Genomic DNA, 22,677 nt, shown 5'->3' on the forward strand with positions numbered 1-22,677 from the left:
AACGGACCGCCCGTCCCCGACGGTTCCTCGCGCACACCAGTCACCCGTACTCCCTCTCCAAGCCGACGCCCGTCTCCGACCGGGACGTCCGGATTCCTCCGACGGCTGGCGAAACTAGCAGCGCCGAGGCAGTTTCCCGGGCGGGCGGCACCGAACGGGTCATCCTCTACCCGGTCGGCCCTACCCGCGAGGGCGCGAGCCGGCTGGACGGTGTGAGGCTCAGGGGTCAGCGGCTCAGGAGGCCCCGGCGCGGCAGGGCCGACCGGTGTTGAGGTTGCTCGTGGCGCCGGTGATGACGGAGTCGAGCCGGTCCCGGGTGCCGACCAGTTCGGTGATCCGGCCCTCGACGCGCTCCCGCTCCGTCGACAGGCGGTCGAGCAGTTCCGGCGTGGCCCTGCCGTCGACCGCGTAGGGCATGAGTTCGACGATGGTCCTGCTCGACAGGCCCGCGGCGTAGAGCTGCTGGATCAGCCGGACGTGGTCGACCGCGCTCTCGGGGTACTGCCGCTGGCCGCTGTGGCTGCGCTCCGCGACGAGCAGTTCCTGTTCCTCGTAGTAGCGCAGCGCCCGCACGCTGACGCCCGTCCTGGCGGCGAGCTCCCCGATACGCATCCCGCGCCTCCTCTCCCGGTCCGGGCCGTGCGACTTGCCCCTCACGTCAACGTCAGGTTTTAGCGTAACTCCCGAGGGCCCCGCCCAGTCCCGGGCCCTTCACCCCCACCCCTGCGGCCAGCGGAAAGAAGGGCACCTTCATGAGCGCACCCGTCAGCGCGACGGCCGGCGTCGTCGCCACCACCACACCGGTCGTCTCGGTCAAACCCGTCGTCCTGCACGCGCCCGGGCGGGGCGAGGACCTGCGCCTGCGCGTGTCGGCGCCGGTGACCGGGCACGACCTGCCCCTCGTCCTCCTCGCGCACGGCTTCGGCTCGTCGCTCGACGGCTACGGCCCGCTCGCCGACCACTGGGCCGCGCACGGCTTCGTGGTGGTCCAGCCCACCCATCTCGACTCCAGGACACTGGACCTGCCCGGGGACGACCCGCGCAGGCCGGGCCTGTGGCGCTCGCGCGTCGAGGACATGAAGCGGGTCCTCGACGGCCTGGACGTGGTGGAGGCGGCCGTCCCCGGCCTCGCCGGGCGGCTGGACCGGTCCCGTGTCGCGGCGGCCGGCCACTCCTTCGGCGGCCAGACGGCGGGCATCCTGCTGGGCCTGCGCGTCCGCGACCCCGCCACCGGAGAGGCGGCGGACCTCTCCGACTCCCGGGTCGGGGCAGGCGTGCTGCTCGCGACGGCCGGCGCCGGCGGCGACGCCCTGACGCCCTTCGCCGCCGAGAACCTCCCCTGGCTGCGGCACCCCGACTTCACGCACATGACCGCCCCCGCCCTCGTGGTCGCGGGCGACAAGGACGACCTCCCGCTCACCGTCCGCGGCGCGGACTGGACGGCCGATCCGTACATGCTGAGCCCCGGCGAGAAGAGCCTCCTGACGCTCTTCGGGGCGGAACACTTCCTCGGCGGCATCTCCGGCTACGGGGCAGCGGAGACCACCGACGAGAACCCCGCCCACGTCGCCCTGGTCCAGCGCGTCACCCTGGCCTACCTCCGCCACGCCCTCGACATCGACAGCACCGCCTGGACAACGGCCCGGCGGGACCTGTCCGGTGACACCCATCCCCTGGGACGGCTCGAATCCAAGAGGGCGTCCGACTGATCGCCCGGTCCTCCCGCCGTCGCCGGGACCGATCAACGCGCGCTCCCCGGAGCCAGGTTCACCGTCGTCACGCTCTTGACACGGTCATGTCGGCCGCTTGTATGGTCTAGTCCAACAGAACTCGCCACTCCGTTTACGGAGTTGAGCCCTGCCGGGGTCCCACGCCCCTGCGGGGACGGTGAGTGCGCGTCACCTTCGCGCCTCCTGGCCCCACCCACGAGAGGCCGTACCCGGCGTGCGCGCGGTCCCCCCACACACGGCCGCGCATGCCCTGGGGCGGCCGGATGTGAAGGAGTTCCCATGCACGCACGTCGGAAGACCGCTGCCCTGATCGGCGCGGCCCTCGCCCCTGTCGTGGCCGTGAGCCTGCCCGCCTCCTCGGCGAGTGCGCACGGCTACATCTCCGACCCGCCCAGCCGTCAGGCCCAGTGCGCCGCGGGCACGGTGTCCTGCGGTGACATCACGTACGAGCCGCAGAGCGTCGAGGGCCCCAAGGGCCTGACCAGTTGCAGCGGCGGCAACAGCCGGTTCGCGGAGCTGGACGACGACAGCAAGGGCTGGAAGGTCACCCCGGTGTCGAAGACCACGACGTTCTCGTGGCGGCTCACCGCCCAGCACGCCACCAGCACCTGGGAGTACTACGCCGGCGGTCAGCGGATCGCGCTGTTCGACGACGGCGGCGCGAAGCCGGGCGCGGTGGTGAACCACCAGGTGGACTTCGGCGGGCTCACCGGACAGCAGAAGGTCCTGGCCGTCTGGAACGTCGCCGACACGTCCAACGCGTTCTACGCCTGCATCGACGTCAACGTCGGCGGCTGACGGGCCCGGTGGAGCGGTCCGGGAGCGACCGTGCCCCTTCCCGGGGCGCACGGCCGCTCCCCCCTCCGCCCTCCCCGCGTCGCCCTCCCTCCCCCCATCGAGCAGGAGTCTTACCGTGCAGCACCGCAAGCTCGCACTGCTGGCCGCCTCCGGTGCGGCCGCCGCCCTGTGCACCCTGACCATGGCGCCGTCGGCGGTCGCCCAGAAGACCGAGAAGCCCGGCGCCCAAGCCGCCGCCGAATTCGTGGTCAGTGAAGCCCAGTTCAACCAGATGTTCCCGAACCGGAACTCCTTCTACACCTACAGCGGACTCACCGCCGCGCTCAGCGCCTACCCGGGGTTCTCGAACACCGGCAGCGACACGGTCAAGAAGCAGGAGGCAGCCGCCTTCCTCGCCAACGTCAGCCACGAAACCGGCGGACTGGCGTACGTCGTGGAGCAGAACACCGCCAACTACCCGCACTACTGCGACGCCTCCCAGCCGTACGGCTGCCCGGCCGGCACCGACAAGTACTACGGACGCGGCCCCGTCCAGCTGAGTTGGAACTTCAACTACAAGGCCGCCGGGGACGCCCTCGGCATCGACCTGCTCAACAACCCCGACCTGGTCCAGAACGACTCGGCCGTGGCCTGGAAGACGGGCCTGTGGTACTGGAACACCCAGTCCGGGCCCGGCACCATGACCCCGCACGACGCCATGGTCAACGGCGCCGGGTTCGGGGAGACCATCCGGTCGATCAACGGCAGCCTGGAGTGCGACGGGCGCAATCCCGCGCAGGTCCAGAGCCGGATCGACAACTACGAGCGATTCACCCAGCTCCTCGGTGTCGAGCCCGGCGGCAACCTGAGCTGCTAGCGGGCCGAGCCCGACCCGTCCGCCCCCTCGTGCCCACCGGGCCGCCCGGTCGCGAGGGGGCCACCTCGGCGGCCGAACCAGCGGCCCGGACGGCGTCGCGGCCGGTGCGGAGGGCGGCGAGCCGGCCCGCCGCCCTCCGCACCGGCCCCGTCCGCCCCGGCCCGGCCGCGCCGCCAGTCGCCGTCGGGCGACAGGAGCGGGGACCTGCGTTCCGCCTCGGCCCGGATCTCGACGTGGGACGCGTACGCCGTGGCGCGGAACGCCTCCTCGTAGGAGGCCAGGGCCGCGCCCATCGCCCCGCCCGCCGTGCCCCGGCGGCGTACGCGCGACGCCAGCCAGGTGAAGAAGCCGAGGACCGCGGCGAGGCCACCGGCGAGGAGCACGTACGGCAGGAGCGCATCCATGGGTGCGAGCCTACCGGCCGGGCACTCGTCACTCCCCCGGCCCGCGGCCCGCACCGAGCCGTGCGAGGTCCTCGGCGTCCGGCTCCTCCAGCAGGAACCCCGCACCGCCCTCGAGCATCCCGGCGATCTCGGCCGAGCGCGGGAGCATCGTCTTCTCGTAGGTGCGCACGGCATCGTCGACGGTGGCGGAACCGGCGAGGGCGAGCGCGAGTTCGGCGCCGTCGAGCATGGCGAGGTTGACGCCGACGCCGAGCGGGGGCATCAGGTGCGCGGCGTCTCCCAGGAGGGTCACGCCGGGCGTGGGCCGCCAGGTGTGCGGCACCGGCAGGGCGAAGAGGGGGCGGTCGACGTAGGCGCCGTCGTTCTCGGTGATCAGGCGGAGTATCCGCGGTGACCAGCCCGCGTACTCGGCGAGGAGCCGTGCGCGGATGCCGTCGGTGTCCCGCGGACGCAGACCGCCCGCCGCCATCCAGTCCAGGGCGACCCTGCGCATGATGTAGACGCGCATGTGTCCACCGCTGTTGCGCTGTGCGAAGAGGCCGCGCTCGCCGTCGGCCACGTGGGCGCTGCCCCGGCCGACCAGTTCGGACAGCTCCGGATGCGCGGATTCCATCGCGTCGAACCATGCTTCGAGGAAGCCGACGCCGGTGTAGCGCGGTACGGCGTCGGACACCGCCGCCCGGACGCGGGAGAAGGCGCCGTCCGCTCCGACCACGAGGTCCGTCTCCACGGTGCTCCCGTCGGTGAACGTCAGGGTCCGCGGCCCCTCGGCCGGCCCGCCCACCGATTCCAGCGTGCGCCCCCACCGCACCGTCCCGGCGTCGAGCGAGCGCAGCAGGAGGTCCCGGAGCTGACCGCGGTCGATCTCCGGGCGGGCCGTCTCCCCCTCGTCCGGCAGCCGGTGGGCGAGGAGGCGCCCCGCGCTGTCGAAACGGCGCTCCTCCTGGCTCTCGCACCTGGCGAGCGCGAAGAACTCCTCCAGCAACCCCGCTTCGCGGAGCGCGAGCTGACCGTCCTCCTCGTGCAGGTCGAGCGAGCCTCCCTGGTCCCGGGAGGCGGCGTCCGGGTCGCGGTCGTACACCGTCGCCGCGATGCCGTGCTGCCGCAGGACGCGGGCGCAGGTGAGCCCGCCCGGGCCCGCGCCGATGATGCTGATCCGCGCGGTCGCGGGAGTCGGAGAGTGCATGACGGTTTCCTTCCGTTGGTGGCGTCCCCCGTGGAACCACCAAAGCAGAAACGAGTGAGAAACTGCAACTGTTCCAGTTTCTTAGTCAGTCAGATTTCTGAATCGAATCGATTTCTGCGTCGTTCCAGTGGTGCGTTAGAGTGGCGCCATGCCCGACTCCCCGACTCCCGGCCGTCGCGAGCGCAAGAAGGCCGCGACCAGGCAGGCCATCGCCGACGCCGCGCTCGAACTCTTCCTGGAGCACGGGTTCGACCGGGTCAGCGTCCGCGACGTCGCCGAGCGGGCCGATGTCTCGACCACGACCCTCTTCGCGCACTTCCCGAGCAAGGAGGCCCTGGTCTTCGACCGCGAGCAGGACGTCGACGCCGCACTGGCCGCCGCCGTCCGTGAGCGGCCCCGGGGGCAGGGAGTGGTCGAGGCGCTCCGCGCGCACGCCCTGGAGACCTGGGTGCCGATCGTGACCGATCCGCGCCGGGCGAGCTTCACCGCTCTGGTCAGCGACACGCCCGCGCTCCGCGAGTACGGCGAGCGCATGTGGATGCGACACGCCGACACGCTGAGCGGCGTGATCGCGGAGGAACTCGGCCGGGAGCCGGACGATCCGGCGTGCGCGGCGCTGGCCCGCTTCGTCCTGGAGGTCCCCGCCCTGACCACGGGACGGCACGATCCCCGGGCGACCGTGGAGACGGTGTTCGACCTGCTCCTGCACGGCTGGCGCTCGCAGGCCGGCCCGGCGTCCGCTCAGGCGGCCCGCGGGTAGTCGGGCAGTTCCAGGGCCGAGTGGGCCGCGCGGCCCTCCTGCGCGCTCGCGGTCACCATCGCCCTCGCCGCCGCCTCCGGGTCGCGCAGCAGGGCGTTGCGGGCCTCGATCTCCTGCCGCGTCGCGGGGGTCACCGCCGAGCCTCCGCTGGTGGCCAGCGCCTGGTTGCGCTCCGCGAAGGGCCGGATCCGGCGCTCGTAGGCCGCGAACGCGTCGGCGTGGTCCGCGTGCGTCGCCAGTTCACCGGCCAGGACGTACGCGCCGACGAGCGCGACGCTCGACCCCTGGCCGGAGATGAACGACGTGGCGTGCGCCGCGTCGCCCGCCAGGACGACACGCCCGTGGGACCACGTACGCATGTGGATCTGGCTCACGATGTCGAAGAAGAGGTCGTCGGCCTCCCGCATTCCCTCGACCAGGCGCGGCAGGTGCCAGACCCGTTCGGGGAAGCGCGCCGCCACCAGGTCCCGCTGGGCCCGGGGGTCGCGGAAGGCGTCGAAGGGCGGGGTGTCGCGGGTGAAGGTGAGGAAGCCGTGCAGCCGGTCGGAGGGCTCGTGGGCGTAGAGGACGGCGCTGCGTCCCGGCTCGTTCCAGATGACGGCCTCGTGCGCGAGCCCGAACTCGTTGGGCAGCGTGAAGCCCGCGAAGACGTGGCCGAGGTAGCGGTGGAACGGCTCCTCCGGGCCGAAGACCAGCCTGCGCGTGTTCGAGTGCAGTCCGTCCGCGCCGACCACCAGGTCGAAGGTGCGGCGCACACCGCTGTCGAAGACGACGTGCACGGCGTCCCCGGCGTCGTCGAGCGTCGCGATCGAGTCGTTGAAGAGGAACTCGACCCGGTCCCGCAGCGGGGTGTAGAGCACGTCGGCCAGGTCACCACGCCGGATCTCGAGGTCGACCCCCGCCTCTCCCCCGGTCAGCTGCTCGGGCTGCAGCGAGCCGACCGTCTCCCCCGCGGCGTCCACGAAGGTGATCCGCTGACTGTCGACGTGCGCCCTGCTCAGCGCCGGCAGCAGGCCCATGCGGTCCACGGCCTCGCGGGCCGTGCCGCGCACGTCGATCGCGTAGCCGCCCCCGCGGACGGCGGCGGCCTTCTCGACGACGGTCACCTGGAAGCCGTACCGGTCGAGCCAGTACGCGAGCGCGGGGCCCGCGATACTTGCTCCGGAGATCAGTACGCGACGAGCGGGACGGGACGTGTGGATCATGGCTTCTCACCCTTTCGCCGGGGCGGACCCCGGGAAGACGGAGGCACGTGCCGCACGGACGGCAAACATACGTACCTTAGGTATCTTTATGGAGGCCATACGGCACCCTCCCAGGCACCGGCCGCTCCCCACGATATAGATACCTAACTCAGGTATGCAAATGGAGACCCCATGACCCTCGAACCCGCCGAACCCGCCGAACCCGCCGAACCCGACGAACCCGACGAACCCGCCGGGTCGTCCGAATCCGCCGGGCCGTCCGAGCCGGACGACCCGCACTCCGACCTGCTCGCCGTGCTGCCGCGGCTCACCCAGCTCAGCGCGGCCTTCAACAAGGGCCGGCTCACGGAACGCGCCGCCGAGGCGGCCGGGCTCGCCCTCGACCGTCCCGCCATGGGCGTGCTGGTGACCCTTCGTACGGCCGACCAGCCGCTGCGGATCGGCGAGATCGCGGACCGGATGCAGGTCGTGGGCCCGCACGTCACCCGACAGGTGCAGGCGCTGGAGAAGCGCGGTCTGGTCCGCCGGGTCGCCGATCCCCACGACCGCCGCGCGAGTCTCATCGAACCGACCGCGGCGGGCATGGAGGCCGCCAACCGGTATGTGACGTCCCTCCTCGGCTGGTTCGCCGAGGCGCTCGCCGACTGGCCCCGACAGGACCGCGAGGATCTCACCCGCCTCCTCAACCGCCTCGCCGACGACGTGACGGCGCGTCTGGCCCGGTTCGACGCCGAGGAGTGAGCGGACCTACCCGGCGGCGGAGCGGGCCCGCCACAGGTCGCGCAGGAGCGCGATCTCGGCCATGTGGTGGATGAACTCGAGGCTGTCCCCGGCCACGACGCCGATGTAGGGGTCTTCGGGATCGGAGCCGTACGGGTACTGGGAGAAGCCGACGGTGTCGAGCTGTTCGTCGGTGACGTGGGCGACGTCCTGGCGCCAGCGGTCGATCACCGCCCAGAACCGTTCGAGTCCGAGGGCGGCGGAGGGGGTGAAGTCGACCAGCAGCCGCGGGTCCCGGCGTCGTTCACCGAAGGTCCACTCCCACTGGCCCGCAAAGCAGGAGTGCAGGTGTGCGAGCCGCCAGGCGATGGTGGTGACCGGCGTCGCGTCGGGTTCCGGCGTGCCTTCGTGGGCGAGGACCTGCTCGACGCGCTCGACGCTCACGCTCCAGTCGTCGGCGATCTTGGTGACCGGCATGCCGCTCGCGGCCTGCCGGGCCACCTCCGCGTACTCGCTCGCCGGGATGTCGGGGGCGCCCTTGTCGAGCACCCACTCGCCCGGCCCGTACGCCCTCGGCGTCACCGCCTCGCCCCGACGCCGGATCGACCAGCAACCGGCCACGGGCTCCCACAGGTACTCCTCGTCGCCGAGCCCCGCCAGCCGCACCTGGGCCATCTCCCTGGCCTGGTCGAACTGGTCGAGCAGCACGCCCAGTCGATCCGTCCGCGCGCCCTCGATCGCCATGCCCGGCCCCTTCCACGGTTTCCACGGTGCCCCGCGCCATCCGGCGCTCCGGCGGAGGCCGAGGCTAACGACTCGCGCCCCGCGCACGCGACCGATTTCCCGGCGCACGGCGGGACGGCAACCACCCTGGAGCGGCACGGGACGCGGCCCCGCCTCAGGCGTCCGCGGACCTCGTCAGGGAACGCGGGCGCAGGTCGGTCCAGTTGGCCTCGACGTAGGCCAGGCAGGCGTCCCTGGTGTTCTCCTCGAAGACGGTCGTCCATCCGCCGGGCACCGCCGCGAAGGACGGCCAGAGCGAGTGCTGGCCCTCGTCGTTCACCAGGACGAGGAATCGGCCGTCGGGGTCGTCGAAGGGATTGGTGCTCATCCGCGTACCTCCCATTAAATTAGGTTAGGCTCGCCTAATGCGCCTTGAGCGCAGCCTTCTGGATTTCCGCTCCACAAGGAGACGTTCATGACGCCGCCGGGGCCGGACGCCTTCGCCGCGTTCGGGCTGTCCGGGGTGCCCGGCACCGACGCCTTCTGGGCCGCCGTGAAGACGCCCCTGGCGGTACCCGACGGTGACGGGTGGACGACCCTGTTCCTGCGGCGCGGGTCGCGGGCGGCGAGCGTCGTCTTCGAGAGCTGGTCGGCTCCGGTGCCTCTGCGCCGGTGGGGCGACACGGACTGCTGGTACGCCGAGGTGCGGATGCCGGCGCGGCTGCGGGTGACCTACCAGTTCCTGGTGGGCGACGCGGCGTACGGCGACCCGTGCAACCCCGCGGGTGCGGGCGGTGACCGGTCCATCGCCGCCACCCCGGACGCCCCGCCCCAGCCGCACTGGCCCCTGCTCGGCGCCTCCGACGTCCTGCCGCTGCCCCGCACCCGGCTGCGCTGGACCAGCGAGCGGCTCGGCGGGCGGCGCACCGTGCGGGTCCATCCGGTGGGCGGGGGCGGGCCGTTGGTGCTGCTGCTGGACGGGGACGACTGGCTGTATCTGCACCCGGCGGCGGCCGCCTTCGACTCGGCCGTCGCGAGTGGTGAGATGCCTCCGGTCACCCTGGTGTTCCTCCCGGCCAAGGACCGCGGGGCCGAGTTCGGGTGCCGGCCCGCGCTGTGGGAGGCGGTGCGGGACGAGTTGCTGCCCCTGGTGACCGGGAGCGGGGTGCCTGCCGATCCCGGCCGGACGGTGGTCGCGGGGCAGAGCTTCGGCGGGCTGAGCGCGCTGTACGCGGCGCTGGAGTTCCCGGACCTGGTGTCGCGTGTCGCCTGTCAGTCGGCGTCGCTGTGGTGGACGCCCGGCGCCGCGGATCTGGCGGACCCGTTGGGCGGCCCGGTCGGCGGCACCCTCGCGGCACGGCTGCGCGCGCGTCCCGACCTGTCCGGACTGCGGATCGCGTTCGACGTGGGCGAGCACGAGACGCGGATGCTCCCCCACTGCGCCCTGGTGGAGACCCTCACCGAGCAGGCCGGTGCGACCGTGCGGGTCTCCAGGTCGGCCTCCGGCCACGACCGCGCGGGCTGGCGGCACGCGCTGCTCCGGGACGTGGCCTGGGCCCTCGGGTAGGGGACGCCGCGGCCGGCCCACCGGGCCACCAGTCACCGCGTCACCGCCAGGCAGTACGCCTCGTCGGTGGCGAGGAGGTTGCGGTGCGTGTCCTCGGCGGTGATGACGCCGTCGTCCAGGACGAGGACGCGGTCGGCGGCGTCCAGGAGGGCGGGGCTGCTGGTGATCACGAGGGTGGTGCGGTCCCGCCGCAGCTTGGCGACGCCCCGCGCGACGAGTTGTTCGGTCACCGCGTCCACGGCCGTCGTCGGGTCGCGCAGCACCAGGACGTCGGTGTCGGCGGCCAGCGCGCGGGCCAGCGACAGCCGTTGGCGCTGCCCGCCGGAGAGGTTGGCGCCCCGGTCGCGGACGGGGTGGTCGAGCCCTTCGCGGTGCAGCGCGACGACGTCGGTCAGCATCGACGCCTCCACGGCTTCGGGAACCGTCCGGCTGGTGCCCGAGGGGTCGATGTTGGAACGCAGGGTGCCCGCGAAGATCTCGCCGTCGTACGGGTTGACCAGCAGGTGCTCGCGGACGCCTTCGACCGCCAGGTCCGCGAGGTCCCGTCCGCCGATCCGCACCGTCCCCTCGTACGCGTCGGGCGCCACGTGCAGCGCGAGGACCGCCGCGAGGTCGGCCGCCGCCCGGGGCTGGTACGCCGCGACGGCCACGAACTCGCCGGCCCGGACCCGGAACCGCACCTTGCGCAGCGCGCCGTGCCGCACGCAGTCGACCTCCAGGTCCCCGCCCGGGGCCGGTCGCTCCGTCCCCGATGCCGTCACCGGCGGTGCGGTGAGGACGAGGGCCATCCGCTCGGCCGAGGCCCGCGCGATCATCACGTACTTCGGCATCTCCGAGAACAGCTTCAGCGGTTCCATGATGAACTGCGCGAGGCCCACGGCCATGACCAGTTCGCCGATGGTGATCCGGCCCCGGAAGGCCAGCCAGCCCGCCGTGAGGGTCACGGCGGCGGCGAGCACCGCGTTGAGGGCCAGCGCGGTGCCCGCGTAGACGCCGCTCACCCGGGCGACGGTGACCGACTGGCGCTTCGCCTCCGTGCTGACTGCGCGGTAGGAGCGGAACGCCGCGTGGTTGCCGCCGAAGCCGTGCAGCGGACGCAGTCCGGTGATCAGGTCGGCGACCTTGGCGCCCGCCCGCGCCACCCGGGCCTGCTGCTCACGGGTGCTGGAGCCGATGCGCTTGGACATCACGCTCAGGACGGACAGGATCGCGACGGTTCCGACGATGACCAGCAGCCCGAGCCGGATGTCGGCCAGGCCCAGCGCGACCGCCGCGATCAGCACCGCCACCAGCGAGCTGATCAGCAGCGGCACCACCTCGATGATGTCGGCGGTCTGGTCGGCGTCCTCGGTGGCGATGGTGAGCACCTCGCCGGACTTGAGGTCGACGTCCCTGGCCACCGGCTGGAGTCCGCAGCCCGCGACGCGGACCCGCCAGCGGTGCGCCTCGGTCGTGTTGGCCTTCTGGAGGATCCGCATCCCGAACCGCCAGGACAGGGACACGGTCGTGATGATGACGGCCAGCGCGCCGACGGAGACGCCGAGCGCGTCGAGGCTCCGGTCCCGCATGGTGTGTTCGACGATCAGGCCGAGGGCGATGGGGAAGGCCGTCTCACCGGCCTGGTAGAGGCCCATGAGGACGGTGCCCCGGACCATCGCGCCGAGGTTGCGCCGCAGGGCGGTACGGAGGATGTCGGACCCCGCGCGGGGCCGCTGTGCGTCAGGAGTGGTCATCGAGGTGGCGGGCAATCGCTTCCGGGGTTCGCAGGCTGAACAGATCGCGGATCGTGATCACTGGACCGTACTCCCGGCGGAGCAGCCCGGTCAGCCGCACCGCCAGCATGGAGTGGCCGCCGAGGGCCACGAAGTCGCTCACGGCGCTCACCTCGTCGTCGTCCAGGTCCAGGGCCTCGGCGAAGAGTTCGCACACCGTCGTCTCGGTCTCCGTCTCCGGTGCGCGCTCCCCCGCCGTGGTCAGCGCGCCCAGGGGCTTGGCCTCCGGGAGCGCCTTGGTGTCGGCCTTGCCGTTCACCGTCAGCGGGATGGCGTCGACCTGGGCGTAGTGCGTGGGGCGCAGGAAGTCCGGCAGTCCGGCGCCCGCTTCGGCGGCGACCTCGGCCAGGCCGGCGCCGTCCAGCACGAGGTAGGCGGCCAGCCGGTGGGCGCCGTCGACCTGCGGGTCGGGCTGGGCGACGGCGGCGACGAACCGCACCGCCGGGTGGGCGGCGAACGCGGCCTCGACCTCGCCGAGTTCGACCCGGTGACCGCGGATCTTGACCTGCTGGTCGGTGCGGCCGAGGTACATCAGGTTCCCGTCGGGCCGCCGCACCACCAGGTCGCCGGTGCGGTACATGCGCTCGCCGGGGACACCGAACGGGCAGGCGACGAAGCGGTGCGCGGTCTGGGCGGGCTGTCCGAGGTAGCCGCGCGCGATACCGGTGCCCGCGACGTACAGCTCGCCGGGGACGCCGTCGGGCAGCGGCCGCAGCCACGGGTCGAGCACGTACACGTCCGTGTTGTCGATCGCGACGCCCACCACCGGGTCCGGGCACTCGAAGGTGCCGACGCCGAGAGTGTTGATGGTGTACTCGGTGGGCCCGTACAGGTTGTAGCCGACGGTGCCCTCGGTCTCGGCCAGCCGCCGCCACAGCGCCGGGGTGACGGCCTCGCCGCCGAGCAGCACCAGCGCGGGCCGGCGCTCCGGGTCGTCGAGCAGGCCCTCGGCGACCAGTTGCTGGGCGTAGGTCGGGGTGACGTTGACGACGTCGATCCCGTGCTCCAGGCAGTACGCGACCAGTCGGGGCGCGTCGCGGCGCAACTCCTCGTCGCAGATGTGGACTTCGTGGCCGTCGGCGAGCCACAGCAGCTCCTCCCACGACATGTCGAACGCGAACGACACGGTGTGGGCGACGCGGAAGGTCCGGTGGCCGTGCCGGGCCAGGACCGGTTCGAAGATCCGGCGCTGGTGGTTGACCAGCATGTTGGTGAGTCCGGCGTACTCGGTCACCACCCCCTTGGGCCGGCCGGTCGAGCCGGAGGTGTAGATGGTGTACGCGGGGTGCCGCAGCCGGTCCGGGTCGTCCGGCGCGAAGGTCACGAACGGCTCGGCCTCGGGCAGCGGGCGGTCCAGCTCGATCAGGTCGAGGCCGCCGGTGAGCCGGTGCGAGACGGCGCTGGTGGTGAGGACGGCGTCCGGGCGGGCGTCCGCGACGATCGCGGCGATCCGCTCGTCCGGGTGGTCCAGCTCCAGCGGTACGTAGGCGGCGCCGGTGCGCAGGACGGCGAAGAGGGCCACGATCGAGTCGAGGGAGCGCGGGAGGGCGAGACCCACGGTCGCCTCGGGTCCGACGCCGCGCCGGGCCAGCACACCGGCCACCGCCCGGCTGCGGTCCCGCAGTTGCGCGAAGGTCATGGTGGCGCCGTGGGCGACCAGCGCCGTCCGTCGCGGGTCGCGGTCGGCCGCCCGGTCGAAGCGGTCCACGACGGTGTCCGTGCCGATGTCGGTGCGTGCCGCGGGCCCGGGTGCGGGGGCCGGTCCGGGGAGGGACCCGACCGGCTCCTCGGACCCGGTGCGCGCGGCGAGGTCGTCGAGCACGCGCAGGTAGTCGTCGAGGAGGCACCGGGCGCTCTGGGTGTCGTGGTCGCGGTACTCCAGTTTGACGGTGAGCCGGTCGCCCGGGGTGACCACCCACGTGAACGGATAGTGGGTGGAGTCGTCGGCCCGCACCGAGGTGACGCCGTGCCGGGCGTTCATCTCGGCGAAGGCGTCCAGGTCCAGGAAGTTCTGGAGGACGAACAGGTTGTCGAACAGCGTGTCGTGGCCGCCGGCCCGCTGGATCTCACCGAGCCCGAGGTGCTCGTGCTCCATGGCGTCGACCCGGGCCGCCTGCACCGCCGTCAGATAGGCGCGGACCGTGTCGTGCGGCCGGGCCCGCGTCCATTGGGGCACGGTGTTGAGCAGCACGCCGACGACGTCGGCCAGCCCTTCGCCCTCCCGGCCGGAGACGGTCACGCCGAACACGGCGTCGGCGCGGCCGGTGCGGGCGCCGAGGAGGAGGCCGAGGGCGCCGGTCAGCACCGAGTTCAGCGTGACGCCGTACGCCCTGGCCGCCGACCTCAGGGCGTCCGACCGTTCGGCGGTCAGGGTGTGCACGAGTGCGCGCGGCAGGTCGTCGGGGAGGGCGGGCGCCGGTCCGGCGAGCAGGGTCGGGCCGGTCAGTCCGGCCAGGTGCCGCGCCCAGAAGCGTTCCGACGCGGCCGGGTCCTTGGCGGCGAGGGCCCGGGTGTGGTCCTCGAAGGCGGGGGTGGCGGGCACGGCGTCGAGGGGGGCGCCCTCGACGGCGGCCTCGTAGGCGTCGAACAGGTCGCGCAGGACGATCTCCCGCGACCAGCCGTCCCACAGCAGCAGGTGGTAGCTGAGCAGCAGGCCGTCGCGGTCGTCGGGCAGCCGCACCACGGTCAGCCGGATCAGCGGCGGCTCGCCGGGGTCGAATCCCCGCTCCCGGTCCTCCAGCCGCAGGGCGTCGGCCTTCGCGTCCGTGGCCGCCTCGACGGTGTGGACGTCGACCCGGCGGACCGCGGCGAGGACCTGCACCGGGTTCCCGTCCTCGTCCGTGGTGAAGCCCGCGCCCACGGCCGGGTGCCGGGCGAGCACGTGTCCCATCGCCCGGGACAACGCGTCGGTGTCCAGGCGTCGTTCGAAGGTGAAGTAGCTCTGGGCGACGTAGTGCCCGGCCGGACCCGTCAGCTGGGCCTGGAAGTACAGGCCCCGCTGGAGGGGGCCGACCGGTGCCGTGCGCTCGGCCGTCGCGGCGGCCTCCGCGATCCGTTCCAGCGCGCGGTGCCAGTGCTCGGTGATCCCGTCGGGGACGCCCTCGGCCAGGGTGAAGGCCGCGTGCAGGCTGCCGGTGGCCGCGTCGGTCCACGCGTTCACCTCGACCGCGTACGGGGTGTCCTGGCCGTAGCCCGTGAGCCGGGGTGCCTCGGACTCGGCGCCCCGGCCCAGGTAGTTGAACAGGACCTGCGGCCGGGCGGTGAGCAGCGGGGCGGTCTGCGGGTTGAGGTACCTGAGGCCGCCGTAGGCGACGTGTGCGCGCTCGTCCGGCCGGCGTTCGGCGACCTCGCGCGCCGCGGCGACGGGGTCGGTGTGCGCGGTGAGCCGTACGGGTGCGATGGCGGTGAACCAGCCGACGGTGCGGGTGTAGTCGTGGTCGTCGCGGGCCGGGACCCTGCCGTGCCGCTCCAGGTCGACCGCCAGGTCGGTGGGCGTCGGCTGGACGCGGGTCAACGCGGTGCGCAGCGCCCCGCACAGCAGCTCGGTGAGACCGATGCCCAGTGCGGTGGGCGCGGTACGGGTGACGCGGTCGCTCAGGTCGGGGGCGAGGACGACCGTCCTCTCGCGCGGGTTAACGGCGGCGGGCAGCGGGGCGGGGGCCTGGAGCGTGGTGATCCAGTGGGCCAGGCCGTCGGTCCCCTCACTGGACCGGTGCGTCAGTGCCCGGGCGTACTCGGCGTAGGGGGTGGTCTGCGGTGCCGGGCCGGTGCCGCGCATCGCGTCGGCCAGGTCGTCCAGCAGGATCAGCCAGGACACGGCGTCGACGGCGAGGTGGTGCACGGCGACCACCAGCGTCCGGGTCGCCTCCAGCCAGGTGAACGCGATGACGTCGCCGTGTTCGGGATCGAGGCGGCCGGCCGCCTGGTCGGCCGCGTCCGCCGCGTCGGTCCCGGCGGCCCGGACCACGGTGACCTCGCGGACGGGTTCGGTGCGCAGGGTCCACGCCCCGTGGCCGACGCGCAGCCGCAGCCGCAGCGCCGGGTGCGTGGCGACGACGGCGCGCGCGGCGCGTTCCGCGTCGGCGAAACCGGCGCCTTCGGGGGCGGTCAGCGTCCTGGCCTGGGCGAACCGGGCGAGCGAGCCGCCCAGTTCCCGTTGGCGCAGGATGATCGGCGTGGGCGGCAGCGGGCCGTCCTCCTGGCGGGCGGGTGCGGACGCCGTGGGCCGCGGGGTGCGGGTGCCCAGGTGTTCGGCGAGCGCGCGGGGGGTCCGGAGCAGGAACACGTCGCGCGGAGCGATCGGCAGGCCGAGCGCCCTGGCCCGGTTGATCACCGTGATGGCGACGATGCTGTCGCCTCCGGCGGTGAAGAAGTCGGTGTCGGCGTCCGGGTCGGAGCCGGGCAGCGTCGCCGCGAAGATGCCGACGAGTGACGCGAGCACGGAGTCGTTCCCGCCGTCCGCGGCGCCCGCATCGCCTTCCGAGGCGTCGCCGCCCCACGTGCCGCTCTCCCGCTCAACGCCGCTCTCGGGTGGCGTCAGTGCCGCGCGCTCGCTCAGCGCCCCGCGGTCGAGCTTGCCGTTGACCGTCAGCGGCAGGGCGTCCACGGGCAGCACGCGGCCGGGCACCATGTGCGCGGGCAGTTTCGCCGACAGCAGCGCGGTGAGGTCCGCGGGCACCCGGCCCACGACGTGCGCGACCAGGTGGTCCGCGCTGTCGGCGACGGTGACGGCGGCGTCGACCACGCCGTCGATGCCCCGGATCGCGGACTCCACCTCGCCCAGCTCGATGCGGAACCCCTTCAGCTGCACCTGGTCGTCGGCGCGGCCCACGAACTCCAGCTCGCCGTCGAGCGTGCGGCGGGCGAGGTCGCCCGTGTGGTACATGCGGGAGCCGTCCGCCTTGAACGGATCGGCCACGAAACGGGCGGCGGTGAGTCCCGGCCTGCCCAGGTAGCCGAGCGACACCTGGTCACCGGCGACGTGGATGGCACCCACCCGGCCCGGTGGCACCGGGCGGAGCCGGTCGTCGAGGAGGTGGGTGACCAGGCCGGGGACCGGACCGCCGATCGGGCTGGTGGTGGCCGCGCCGGGAGCGAAGTCGGCGGCGGTCAGCACCCGGTGGGTGACGTGGACGGTGGTCTCGGTGATGCCGTACATGTTGACCAGCTCGGGCGAGTCGGTGCCGTGCCGCTCGACCCAGCCGCGCAGCCGCCCGAGGTCCAGCGCCTCGCCCCCGAAGACGATCCGGCGCAGCGCGGGCAGCGGCTCGCCCGCGTGCCGGTCGGCCTCGGCGAACTGGTAGAACGCCGACGGGGTCTGGTTGAGCACGGTCACCCCGCGCTCGCGGACCAGGCGGTGGAAGTCGACCGGGGAGCGGGTCAGCGCGTACTCCGGCACCAGCAGCTCACCGCCGTGCGCGAGCGCTCCCCACAGCTCCCAGACGGCGAAGTCGAAGGAGAAGGAGTGGAACTGGACCCACACGTCGTCCGGGCCGAAGGCCATCGCGGGCCGGGTGCGGGCGAGCAGCGTCACGACACTGGAGTGCGGGACGACGACGCCCTTGGGCCGCCCGGTCGAACCGGACGTGTAGATCACATACGCGGGGTCGTGCCGGCCGGCCCCGGGTCCGGGCTCCGTGGTGGTGGGCGGGTGCTCCTCCCCCGCTACGAGCACGCGGGCCGGCACGCCCGCGCGGTCCAGCAGCCCCGTGAACCGGTCGCGCTGCTCCGGGTCCACGAGGACGACCTGCGGGGCGGAGTCGGCGAGGACGTACTCCAGGCGCTCGTCCGGGTACGCCGGGTCCAGCGGTACGTAGGCCCCGCCCGCGGCGACGACGGCGATCAGGGCGACGACCTGCTCGACGGAGCGCGGCACGGCGACGGCGACCCGCTTGCCGGGACCGACCCCGGCCGTGCGCAGGGTGGCGGCCAACTCGTCCTTGGTGGCGCCGAGTTCGCCGTATGTCAGGCTCCGGGTGGTGCCGTCGAGGGCGCACTGGGTGACGGCGGTGGCGGCGGGGTCGCGGCGGGCCGCGGCGTCGAACAGGTCGCCCAGGGTGGTCGGGGTGACCGGCTCGACGTGCCCGGGGCGCTCGGCCGTCAGGTCGGCGACCGGGGCGTCCGGCCGGGTGAGCAGAGCGATGAGGTTCCGGGTGAAGGTGCGCAGGATCTCGCGGACGCCGGTCTGTCCCAGCAGCTCGGCGTCGTGGATCAGGTTGAAGCGCGGGCGGCCGTCGGGTGTGCGTTCCACCACCAGCGTCAGCGGGTAGTGCGGGGCGCCCTCGTTGACGACGGCGGTGACGGCGAGGGTGTCGCCGGGGCGCCGCAGTCCGGCCACGTCGGTCGCCACGTCGAACACCACCAGGGTGTCGAAGAGCGCTCCGGTACCGACCCTGCGGGCGATCCGGGCCAGCGAGACGTGCTGGTGCGGCAGTACCGCGCTCTGGTGCGCCCGGACGGAGGCGAGCAGTTCGCGCGCGGTGGTGGTGCCGGACCAGCGGGCGCGCAGGGGGACCGTGTTGATGAGCAGGCCCACCATGTCCTCGATGCCGGGCAGGTCCGCGTCCCGCCCGGAGACCGTGGAGCCGAACACCACGTCGTCGCTGTGCAGGAGGCCGCCCAGGGTGAGGGCCCAGGCGCTGTGCACGGCGACGCTCAGCGGCACACCGGCCGACCGGGCGGCCGCGTCGACGTCGGTGTCCGCCGTCACGGCGGTGTCGGCGAAGTGCGCGGAGGGTGCGTGTCCCTCGGCGATCAGCGACGGGCCGGGGAGCCCGGCCAGTTGCTCGTCCCACACCCGGTCGCTCGCCTCGTCGTCGCGTGCGGCGAGACGGCGTACGTGGTCGGGGAAGCCGCCGAGCGCGTGTCCGGAACCGGGCGCGTGGTATTCGGCCAGCAGGGTGCGCAGCATGGGCGGCACCGACCAGCCGTCGGCGACGATGTGGTGCACCGTCTGCACCAGGACGTGCCTGCTGGCTCCCGCGCGGACGAGGGTGTACCGCATCAGCGGACCGGTGGCCAGGTCGAACCCGGCGCGGCGGTCCCGCTCGGCGAGGGCGCGGATCTCGTCGTCGGTGATGCCGGGGCGGTCCAGCGTGGCGAAGGGCGCCTCGACACCGTTCTCCAGCACGGAGACCACCCGGCCGTCGGCGAGGGCCACGAAACGCGCGGCGAGGTTCGGGTGGAGGGTGAGCAGGCGGGTGGCCGCCGTCGCCAGCCGGCCGGGGTCCACCTCGCCCTCCAGGGTCAGCAGTTGCTGCTCGACGTAGCTGCCGGTGGCGTCGTCGTCGTAGACCGAGTGGAAGTACAGGCCCTCCTGCAACGGGGTCAGCGGGAGGATGTCGCGCAGCGCCGGGCCGTCCAGCGCGTCGACGTCGGCCTGGGTGAGCGGAAGCGGTCGGAAGTCGCTGGGCGAGTGGCCGCCGTCCAGCGCGGCAAGGCCCGCGAGCGCCTGCTCGTAGTAGGCGCCGAGGGTGTTGACGTCCGCGTCGGTGAACACGCCCTCGGGCCAGGAGATGGCGGTGACCAGCTGGTACGCGCCGGTGGGGCCGGGTTCGGCGATCGCGTTGAACTCCAGGGCGCGGGGCAGCCGCATCCGCGGGTCGCGCTTCTCGCCCAGCTGTCCGGTGGTGCGGGCGAGTTGCCAGTCGCCGGACGAGCCCGCGTCGAAGCGGCCCAGGTAGTTGAAGAGCACCTGGGGTGCGGGCGCGTCGAAGGTGGCCTGGGCCAGGTGGCGCAGGGCTCCGTAGGAGACGCCGTGGTCGGGTACGCGCGCGAGGTCCTCCTTGACGGCCTTGAGGGCGGCGGTCAGGTACTCGGGTGCGGTGGGGTCGGGGGCCGTGCCCGGGTCGACGGTCACCGGGAAGAGGGTGGTGAACCAGCCCACGGTCCGGGAGAGTTCCGGCTCGAAACCGGCGGACGGGGCGACGAACGCGGCCTCGCGGCCGTGGCCCTCCAGTTCGAGGTGCGCGAAGGTCTGGCTCTGGCCGAGGTCCCGGCGCCGCCGGGCGAGGGCGACGGCGAGCGCGGTGACCAGGACGTCGTTGACGCCCGCGTGGAACTTCGCGGGGGTCTCCCCGAGCAGCGCCGCCGTGGTCCGGGCGCCGACCGTGACGGTCCGGGTCCGCTCGCGTGCCACGGTGTCGTCCCCGGTGAGGCCGCGTCTGCCCAGCGGTTCGTCGGGGCCGGGCAGGGGGCGCCGGAAGTAGGTGCTGTCCGCGTCGAACGCCGCTCGCTCCAGCAGTTGGGTCCAGCGGCGGAACGACGTCCCGACCGGGGGAAGTGCGATCTCCGTGCCCGAGGCGAGCTGCCGCCAGGCGGTGGCCAGGTCGTCCATCAGCACCCGCCAGGACACGCCGTCGATCACCACGTGGTGGACGACGACGGCCAGCTGCCGTGCCTCGCGGCGCCAGACGGCGCGCAGCATCGTGCCGCCCGTCGGGTCGAGCTCCCCGGTGGCGAGGGCGACGCACGCGTCCAGGGGCTCGTCGCTCGCCTGCCAGAGGGACCCGGCGGGGTCGACGTCCGCCTCCGGGATGTCGAAGCTCCAGCGGTCACCGCGCACCAGCCTGGCCCGCAGCATGGGGTGGCGGCGGACGAGGGTGGTGAGGAGCGTGTCGAGGGCGTCCGCGGTGAGGTCCGCCGGCGTGTTGAGCACGACCGACTGGACGAAGCCGTCGATCGCGTCCGTGGTCTCGCCGAGCCACTGCACGACCGGTGATCCGACGACGGTTCCGGTCGCCACGTCGCGGTGGTCCACGGCCGTGGTGTCCTCGCGGCTCGCCACCGCCGCCAGCGCTCCGACCGTGCTGTGGCTGAAGATCTGCCCGGCCGTGACGTGGAGTCCGGCGTCGCGCAGCGCGCTCAGCAGGGAGATCGCCAGGATGCTGTCCCCGCCCAGCTGGAAGAAGTCCTGGTCGATCCCCACCCGGTCCAGCTGGAGCAGTGACGCGACCGCGGCGCACACCGTCCGTTCCTCGTCGGTGGCGGGCGGGACGACGGAGACTGGGGCGAGCACGGGTTCGGGCAGCGCGTGCCGGTCGAGCTTGCCGTTCGCGGTGAGCGGGAACTCGGTCAGCACGACGACGTGGGTGGGCACCATGTACTCCACCATGTGCGCGCCGGCCCACGCCTTGACGTCGTCCCCGCGCAGGTCCTCGTGTCCGGCGGCCGGGACGACGTATCCGACCAGGTAGGTGCCGCCCGCCGTGTTCTTCTTCGCGACGACGCAGGTGTGGCGCACGTGGGGGTGCTCGGCGAGGCCGACCTCGACGTCCTCGATCTCCAGGCGCATGCCGCGGATCTTGATCTGGTTGTCCGCGCGGCCGAGGAAGTCGAGCGAGCCGTCGGGGGCGAAGCGCGCGAGGTCGCCGGTCCGGTACAGCCGGGAGCCGTCGTTCGCGAAGGGGTTCGCCACGAACCGGGAGGCCGTCAGGCCGGGCGCGTTCACATAGCCGCGCCCCAGCAGCAGTCCTCCCGCGTACAGTTCGCCGCCGACGCCGACCGGCACCGGGCGCAGTTCGTCGTCCAGGACGTACAGCCGGGTGTTGGGGTTGGCCCGGCCGATCGACGTCGACAGGCGCTCGGCCGCTCCCCGGTAGACGACGTGCGAGACGCCGATGGTCGTCTCGGCGGGGCCGTAGCCGTGGTACAGGGGGATGTCGAGCCGGGTGCGGAAGCGCTCGTACAGTTCGGGCGTGAGCACCTCGCCGCCGCACCAGACGTGCCGGAGGCTGTCGAGGCGCCCCGAGTCGCCCGCCATCTCCAGGAGCACGTCCAGCATGGACGAGACCAGGTAGGTGAAGGTGACGCGCTGTTCGTCGATCACGCTCAGCAGGTGCTGCGGGTCTCGTTCGCCGCCGGGGCGCAGGATGACGAGGCGGCCGCCGCTGACGAGGGGCAGGAAGATCTCGTTGATGGAGATGTCGAAGGACAGCGGCGCCTTGAACAGTGACGCGTCGCCGGGCCCGAAGCCCAGGATCTCGTGGATCTGCCACAACAGGCGCTCGCTGATCGCCTCGTGCCGGATCATGGCGCCCTTGGGCCGCCCGGTCGAACCCGAGGTGAAGATCACGTAGGCGAGGGCGTCGCCGGGGATGGTGATCCCGGTCCCCTCGGTGGGATGGGCTCCGAACCGCCAGTCGCCGAGGTCCACGGCCACGGCTTCCGGTTCCGTCCGGGCGTGCTCGCCCGAGGAGTTCAGCTGTACGACGACGCCCGCGTCCTCGATGACGACGGCCCGGCGTTCGGCGGGCCAGTGCGGATCGAGCGGGACGAACGCACAGCCCGCCTGGAGCACTCCGAGCAGCCCGATCACCATCTCGGCGGAGCGTTCCAGGGAGATGCCGACGACGTCTTCGCCGGTGAGCCCGCGAGCGACGAGATGGTGGGCCAACTGGGCCGTCAACTCCGCCGTCTGACGGTAGGTCAGTGCGCGGTGCTCGTCGACGACGGCCACGGCGTCCGGCCTGGCGCGCGCCTGTTCGCGGAACATCTCCACCAGGGTGGGGCGGACCCGGTCGGCGTCGGTGTCGTTCCACCGGGCGAGGTCCGCGAGCCGCTCCGCCGGGCCGGAGGGTCCGATGGTGCCGAGCGGGCGGTCCGGGAAGTCGGCGAGGTCGTCGAGCGCGAGCTGGGCGTCGTCCGGTACGACGTCGTCCGGGAGGGTGATCGTCCGGCCGTCGGTGCCGACGGTCCAACCGTCGGGCGCCGTACCGCCGTTGTCGGTCCAGCCGAGCACATCGGTGAACAGGGTGCCCGCGGTGAGGTCGAGTCCGGCGGGGCCGCGGCCCGAGGCCCAGTACGCCAGTCCGACGGCGCACGCCTCGGCGATGACCTGGTCGGGGAAGTCGCCGGTGCGCCGGCGCATGTCGGTCAGCTGCGCGGGAGAAAGCCGTACGAGAGAAGCGGTCGGTTCCATCATCGAAGACTCAACGCCCCTTCCAAGGAATGAAGGCA

General features: G+C 73.2%; 14 protein-coding genes. 6 read left to right on the forward strand and 8 right to left on the reverse strand.

Going from position 1 to position 22,677, the window contains the following annotated elements:
• Positions 1-234 precede the first annotated feature (234 nt).
• Positions 235-612, reverse strand: a complete 378-nt coding sequence (locus tag ACZ56V_RS23305; RefSeq protein WP_398908786.1) for a MerR family transcriptional regulator — start codon at positions 610-612, stop codon at positions 235-237.
• A 140-nt stretch (positions 613-752) separates the two neighbouring features.
• Here ACZ56V_RS23305 and ACZ56V_RS23310 point away from each other — a divergent pair, with 140 nt between their 5' ends.
• The 3 genes from ACZ56V_RS23310 (at position 753) to ACZ56V_RS23320 (ending at position 3,384) form a co-directional block, all read left to right on the forward strand.
• A complete protein-coding gene (locus tag ACZ56V_RS23310) occupies positions 753-1,709 on the forward strand; it encodes an alpha/beta hydrolase family protein (RefSeq protein ID WP_468944861.1) in 957 nt (318 codons plus the stop codon).
• Between the two features lie 300 nt (positions 1,710-2,009).
• Positions 2,010-2,528 carry a lytic polysaccharide monooxygenase auxiliary activity family 9 protein gene (locus tag ACZ56V_RS23315; RefSeq protein WP_398908782.1) on the forward strand — a complete coding sequence of 173 codons (519 nt, stop codon included), beginning with the start codon at positions 2,010-2,012 and terminating at the stop codon, positions 2,526-2,528.
• Positions 2,529-2,643: 115 nt separating this feature from the next.
• On the forward strand, positions 2,644-3,384 hold the full coding sequence (locus ACZ56V_RS23320) for a chitinase (RefSeq protein ID WP_398908780.1): 741 nt from the start codon (positions 2,644-2,646) through the stop codon (positions 3,382-3,384).
• On the opposite strand, the gene ACZ56V_RS23325 is transcribed toward ACZ56V_RS23320, so the two are convergent.
• A complete protein-coding gene (locus tag ACZ56V_RS23325; protein WP_468944866.1) occupies positions 3,381-3,788 on the reverse strand; it encodes a hypothetical protein in 408 nt (135 codons plus the stop codon). The genes ACZ56V_RS23320 and ACZ56V_RS23325 overlap by 4 nt on opposite strands.
• Before the next feature lie 28 nt (positions 3,789-3,816).
• Positions 3,817-4,974, reverse strand: a complete 1,158-nt coding sequence (locus ACZ56V_RS23330) for an FAD-dependent oxidoreductase (protein WP_468944869.1) — start codon at positions 4,972-4,974, stop codon at positions 3,817-3,819.
• A gap of 148 nt (positions 4,975-5,122) precedes the next feature.
• Here ACZ56V_RS23330 and ACZ56V_RS23335 point away from each other — a divergent pair, with 148 nt between their 5' ends.
• Positions 5,123-5,734 carry a TetR/AcrR family transcriptional regulator gene (locus ACZ56V_RS23335; protein ID WP_356366817.1) on the forward strand — a complete coding sequence of 204 codons (612 nt, stop codon included), beginning with the start codon at positions 5,123-5,125 and terminating at the stop codon, positions 5,732-5,734.
• Here ACZ56V_RS23335 and ACZ56V_RS23340 read toward each other — a convergent pair.
• Positions 5,716-6,939, reverse strand: coding sequence for an FAD-dependent monooxygenase (locus ACZ56V_RS23340; RefSeq protein ID WP_398908774.1), 1,224 nt, complete (start codon positions 6,937-6,939; stop codon positions 5,716-5,718). The genes ACZ56V_RS23335 and ACZ56V_RS23340 overlap by 19 nt on opposite strands.
• A gap of 171 nt (positions 6,940-7,110) precedes the next feature.
• On the opposite strand from ACZ56V_RS23340, the gene ACZ56V_RS23345 reads away from it, so the two are divergent.
• Positions 7,111-7,680, forward strand: a complete 570-nt coding sequence (locus ACZ56V_RS23345) for a MarR family winged helix-turn-helix transcriptional regulator (RefSeq protein ID WP_468944874.1) — start codon at positions 7,111-7,113, stop codon at positions 7,678-7,680.
• Between the two features lie 6 nt (positions 7,681-7,686).
• On the opposite strand, the gene ACZ56V_RS23350 is transcribed toward ACZ56V_RS23345, so the two are convergent.
• Positions 7,687-8,403, reverse strand: a complete 717-nt coding sequence (locus tag ACZ56V_RS23350) for a DinB family protein (RefSeq protein WP_398908770.1) — start codon at positions 8,401-8,403, stop codon at positions 7,687-7,689.
• A gap of 154 nt (positions 8,404-8,557) precedes the next feature.
• Positions 8,558-8,770 (reverse strand): MbtH family protein, encoded by a 213-nt coding sequence (locus ACZ56V_RS23355; RefSeq protein WP_398908768.1) that lies wholly within the window; start codon positions 8,768-8,770, stop codon positions 8,558-8,560.
• A gap of 87 nt (positions 8,771-8,857) precedes the next feature.
• Here ACZ56V_RS23355 and ACZ56V_RS23360 point away from each other — a divergent pair, with 87 nt between their 5' ends.
• Complete coding sequence (locus tag ACZ56V_RS23360; protein ID WP_468944877.1) at positions 8,858-9,949, forward strand: alpha/beta fold hydrolase; 1,092 nt, start codon at positions 8,858-8,860, stop codon at positions 9,947-9,949.
• Positions 9,950-9,981: 32 nt separating this feature from the next.
• On the opposite strand, the gene ACZ56V_RS23365 is transcribed toward ACZ56V_RS23360, so the two are convergent.
• Both ACZ56V_RS23365 and ACZ56V_RS23370 read right to left on the reverse strand, forming a co-directional pair.
• Positions 9,982-11,682 carry an ABC transporter ATP-binding protein gene (locus tag ACZ56V_RS23365; RefSeq protein WP_398908764.1) on the reverse strand — a complete coding sequence of 567 codons (1,701 nt, stop codon included), beginning with the start codon at positions 11,680-11,682 and terminating at the stop codon, positions 9,982-9,984.
• Entirely contained in the window at positions 11,669-22,642 is a 10,974-nt protein-coding gene (locus ACZ56V_RS23370) for a non-ribosomal peptide synthetase (protein ID WP_468944880.1), read from the reverse strand. Before ACZ56V_RS23370 ends, ACZ56V_RS23365 begins: the two co-directional genes overlap by 14 nt.
• Positions 22,643-22,677 lie beyond the last annotated feature (35 nt).

The organism is Streptomyces sp. NPDC034099 (assembly GCF_055575415.1).